We start from the raw sequence: 3,760 nt of genomic DNA on the forward strand, positions 1-3,760 counted from the left end.
AACAGGCGGTTGCGCACGTTCTGAGGTCTCAGAAGGTGCGCAACCGCCTGTTCGGCAGGGCCGGGTGGGTCAGAAGTCCCAGTCGTCGTCCTCGGTGGCCACGGCCTTGCCGATGACGTAGGACGAGCCCGAGCCGGAGAAGAAGTCGTGGTTCTCGTCGGCGTTCGGGGACAGCGCGGCGAGGATGGCCGGGTTGACCGCCGTGTCCTCCTTGGGGAACAGCGCCTCGTAGCCCAGGTTCATCAGGGCCTTGTTGGCGTTGTACCGCAGGAACGCCTTGACGTCCTCGGTGAGGCCGAGCTCGCCGTACAGGGCGTCGGTGTACTCGACCTCGTTCTCGTACAGCTCGAAGAGCAGCTCGAAGGTGTAGGCCTTGAGCTCGTCCTGCTCGGCCTGGCTGACCTGCGCCAGACCCTTCTGGTACTTGTAGCCGATGTAGTACCCGTGCACGGCCTCGTCGCGGATGATGAGGCGGATCAGGTCGGCCGTGTTGGTGAGCTTGGCGCGGCTGGACCAGTACATCGGCGCGTAGAAGCCGGAGTAGAACAGGAACGACTCGAGCATCGTGGAGGCGACCTTGCGCTTCAGCGGGTCGTCGCCCCGGTAGTAGTCGAGCACGATCTCGGCCTTGCGCTGGAGGTTCGCGTTCTCCTCCGACCAGGCGAAGGCGTCGTCGATCTCCCGCGTCGAGATCAGCGTCGAGAAGATCGACGAGTAGCTCTTGGCGTGCACCGACTCCATGAACGCGATGTTGGTGTACACCGCCTCCTCGTGCGGCGTCAGCGCGTCCGGGATCAGCGACACCGCGCCGACGGTGCCCTGGATCGTGTCCAGCAGCGTGAGGCCGGTGAAGACGCGGGTGGTCATCAGCCGCTCGGCGTCGTTGAGCGTGTGCCACGACTGGATGTCGTTCGAGACCGGCACCTTCTCCGGCAGCCAGAAGTTGCCGACCAGACGGTCCCAGACCTCGAGGTCCTTCTCGTCCTGCAGCCGGTTCCAGTTGATCGCGGTCACGCGATCGATGAGCTTGAGCTTCCCCGTGGGCGCCATCTTCTTCTCTTCCCCGAATTCCCGATAATTGCTCAGAGCACTCACAGCATGCAGCTGACGCAGCCCTCGATCTCCGTGCCCTCGAGGGCCATCTGGCGGAGACGGATGTAGTACAGCGTCTTGATCCCCTTGCGCCAGGCGTAGATCTGCGCGCGGTTGACGTCGCGCGTCGTCACGGTGTCGGGGAAGAACAGCGTCAGGGACAGGCCCTGGTCGACGTGCTGCGTGGCCGCGGCGTACGTGTCGATGATCTTCTCGTAGCCGATCTCGTACGCGTCCTGGTAGTAGTCCAGGTTGTCGTTCGTCATGTACGGCGCCGGGTAGTACACGCGGCCGAGCTTGCCCTCCTTGCGGATCTCGATCTTGGCGGGCACGGGGTGGATCGACGACGTCGAGTTGTTGATGTAGCTGATCGACCCGGTGGGCGGCACGGCCTGCAGGTTCTGGTTGTAGATGCCGTGCTCCATGACCGAGGCCTTGAGCGCGCGCCAGTCGTCCTGCGTCGGGATGGCGACGCCGGCCTCCGCGAAGAGCTGCGCGACACGCTCGGTCGCCGGCTTCCACTCGCCGTCGGTGTACTTGTCGAAGTACTCGCCAGTGGCGTACTTGGAGTCCTCGAACCCGCCGAACGCCTTGCCCCGCTCGATCGCGAGGCGGTTCGACGCCGCGATCGCGTGGTAGGCGACGGTGTAGAAGTACAGGTTCGTGAAGTCGACGCCCTCGTCGGAGCCGTAGTAGATCCGCTCGCGGGCGAGGTAGCCGTGCAGGTTCATCTGCCCGAGACCGATGGCGTGGCCGAGCTCGTTGGCGTGCCGGATCGACGGGACCGACTCGATGCTGGTCTGGTCGGAGACGGCGGTCAGCGCCCGGATCGCGGTGTCGATCGTCTTGGCGAAGTCCGGCGAGTCCATGGTCTTCGCGATGTTCAGCGAGCCGAGGTTGCAGGAGATGTCCCGGCCGACGTGGTCGTACGACAGGTCCTCGTGGAACGTCGACGGCGTCGAGACCTGGAGGATCTCCGAGCAGAGGTTCGAGTGGGTGATGCGGCCCTTGATCGGATTGGCCTCGTTGACCGTGTCCTCGAACATCACGTACGGGTACCCGGACTCGAACTGGAGCTCGGCGATCGTCTGGAAGAAGTCGCGGGCCTTGATCGTGGTCTTCGTGATGCGGTCGTCGGCGACCAGCTCGTCGTACTTCTCCGAGATGGAGACGTCGGCGAACGGCTTGCCGTAGACACGCTCGACGTCGTACGGGCTGAACAGGTGCATGTCCGCGTTCTGCTTGGCCAGCTCGAACGTGATGTCCGGGATCACGACGCCCAGCGAGAGGGTCTTGATGCGGATCTTCTCGTCCGCGTTCTCCCGCTTGGTGTCGAGGAACCGCATGATGTCCGGGTGGTGCGCGTGCAGGTACACCGCGCCCGCGCCCTGGCGCGCGCCGAGCTGGTTCGCGTACGAGAACGAGTCCTCGAGCAGCTTCATCACGGGGATGACGCCGGACGACTGGTTCTGGATGTGCTTGATCGGCGCGCCGTGCTCGCGGATGTTGCTCAGCAGCAGCGCCACGCCGCCCCCGCGCTTCGACAGCTGCAGGGCCGAGTTGATGCCGCGCGCGATGGACTCCATGTTGTCCTCGATGCGCAGCAGGAAGCAGGAGACGGGCTCGCCGCGCTGCGCCTTGCCCACGTTGAGGAACGTCGGCGTCGCGGGCTGGAAGCGGCCCGAGACGACCTCGTCGACGATGTCGCGCGCGACCTGCTCGTCGCCGTCGGCGAGCCCGAGCGCGACCATCGACACGCGGTCCTCGAAGCGCTCGAGGTACTTCTTCCCGTCGAACGTCTTCAGCGTGTACGACGTGTAGTACTTGAACGCGCCGAGGAACGACTCGAACTGGAAGTCCTTCGAGTACGCGAGCTGGAACAGCTCCTTGACGAACGTCCGCGAGTACTTCTCCAGGACCGTCGGGTCGTAGTACTTGTTCTCGACCAGGTAGTCGAGCTTCGCGTCGAGCGTCTCGAACTGGATCGTGTTCGGCACCACGTGCTGCTGGAAGTAGGCCGTGGTGGCCTCGCGGTCCTTGTCGAACTGGATCTTGCCGTCCGGTCCGTACAGGTTCAGCATCGCGTTGAGCGCGTGGTAGTCCAGCTGCACGCCCTGCAGCGGCACGGGGATGGCCCCCGCGACCTCCGGGGCGGCCGTCGAGCTCACGCCGAGATCAGTGACTGTCGTTGCCAAAATCGTCCCAATCCGTCACGGACGCGCGCGGCGTCCTCAGCCGTCCCCAGGAGTTCGAAGGCGTACAGGTAGGGCACCTGGCACTTCGCGGAGATGATGTCGCCGGCGATGCAGTACGCAGCGCCGAAGTTGGTGTTCCCCGCGGCGATGACGCCGCGGACGAGCGACCGGTTGTGCGGGTCGTTGAGGAACTCGCGCACGCGCCGTGGCACGGCGCCTCCCTCGTTGCCCCCGCCGTAGGTCGGGACCATGAGCACGTAGGGCTCGGTCACCGTGAGAAATCCGTCCGACTTGTGCACCGGGATCCGGTGCACGGACATGCCGAGCTCCTCGAGCTCGAGGCGTCGGACGAACCGGTGGGTGTTCTCCGACACGCTCGAGAAGTAGACGAGAGAACTCATGGTCAGCCTCCCCCCGGATGCTGCTGCCCGACCGGTGCGCTGCGGCGTCGAAGACGCACGGCGCCCCGGGTC

3 protein-coding genes are annotated in these 3,760 nt (G+C 65.2%); all 3 read right to left on the bottom strand.

What is annotated here, in order from left to right:
* Positions 1 to 69: 69 nt before the first annotated feature.
* The 3 genes from nrdF to nrdI are packed head-to-tail and all read right to left on the bottom strand — an operon-like array spanning position 70 to position 3,688.
* Positions 70 to 1,050 carry a class 1b ribonucleoside-diphosphate reductase subunit beta gene (gene nrdF / locus ACFT55_RS19570; RefSeq protein WP_380245519.1) on the bottom strand — a complete coding sequence of 327 codons (981 nt, stop codon included), beginning with the start codon at positions 1,048 to 1,050 and terminating at the stop codon, positions 70 to 72.
* Positions 1,051 to 1,091: 41 nt separating this feature from the next.
* Positions 1,092 to 3,287: a class 1b ribonucleoside-diphosphate reductase subunit alpha gene (gene nrdE, locus ACFT55_RS19575; RefSeq protein ID WP_380245520.1), complete on the bottom strand. Its 2,196-nt coding sequence runs from the start codon at positions 3,285 to 3,287 to the stop codon at positions 1,092 to 1,094.
* The gene (gene nrdI / locus ACFT55_RS19580; RefSeq protein WP_380245521.1) at positions 3,257 to 3,688 is read right to left on the bottom strand and encodes a class Ib ribonucleoside-diphosphate reductase assembly flavoprotein NrdI; all 432 of its coding nucleotides are present in this window, start codon (positions 3,686 to 3,688) and stop codon (positions 3,257 to 3,259) included. The genes nrdE and nrdI overlap by 31 nt, the downstream gene beginning before the upstream one ends.
* Between the last annotated feature and the right edge of the window lie 72 nt (positions 3,689 to 3,760).

The sequence above is a fragment of the Isoptericola sp. NPDC057191 genome, from assembly GCF_042670225.1.
Lineage (GTDB): Bacteria > Actinomycetota > Actinomycetes > Actinomycetales > Cellulomonadaceae > Isoptericola.